Here is a 576-nt window from a genome sequence, read left to right on the forward strand (position 1 = left end):
ACCATGATCCAACCCGAACGACCCAGGTCAAGCCGACCCGCCGACGAGCACCTGACCAGTCACCCCACATGCACACACGACCATCGTCACAGGCGGTGGTCTCGGTGAACGGCTTCACCGGAGCCGCTGCGGCAGGAGCGGCCAACACCAGCGACATCACCACACCGGCACCGACAGAATAGAGCGATCGCCTCACTCGACTCTCCCTATTCTTGATATTCACTTAGGTGATTGTCAGCCGACCTCGACGAGGCTACCCAGGCAGCATCACAGCGTCAACACCTATTCATCTCAAGCGAATTCACGAGCCTGATGCGCCTTCTATTCGATCAATTAGCCAGGCAAACAGGTGCGCCCATTGGCGAACCCTTCTGCATGTTTCGGACACAGGAAGACGCAGGCGGGCTCAGATCCTGCAACTTCCGCCCGCCTTTCCGGTCGCACCGGGTCATAGGGCGCGAGGGCCCCACCGTCGCGCTTGGCTATCGTGCCTGCGCGCGCAGTTCGCGCCACTGAGCCATTCCGCGCAAGGTTCTGACTACTGATAGTGGTCACGTGGTGCGGTCATGGTCGATA

The 576-nt window shown here is 60.2% G+C and carries 1 protein-coding gene; it reads right to left on the minus strand.

The window, feature by feature from the left end; translation table 11 throughout:
• The coding region (locus V6U90_RS33795; RefSeq protein WP_334445275.1) for a hypothetical protein at positions 1–196 on the minus strand (196 nt) is incomplete at its 3' end.
• Between the last annotated feature and the right edge of the window lie 380 nt (positions 197–576).

This window comes from Micromonospora sp. CPCC 206060 (assembly GCF_036906895.1).
In the GTDB taxonomy this organism is placed as follows: Bacteria; Actinomycetota; Actinomycetes; order Mycobacteriales; family Micromonosporaceae; genus Micromonospora.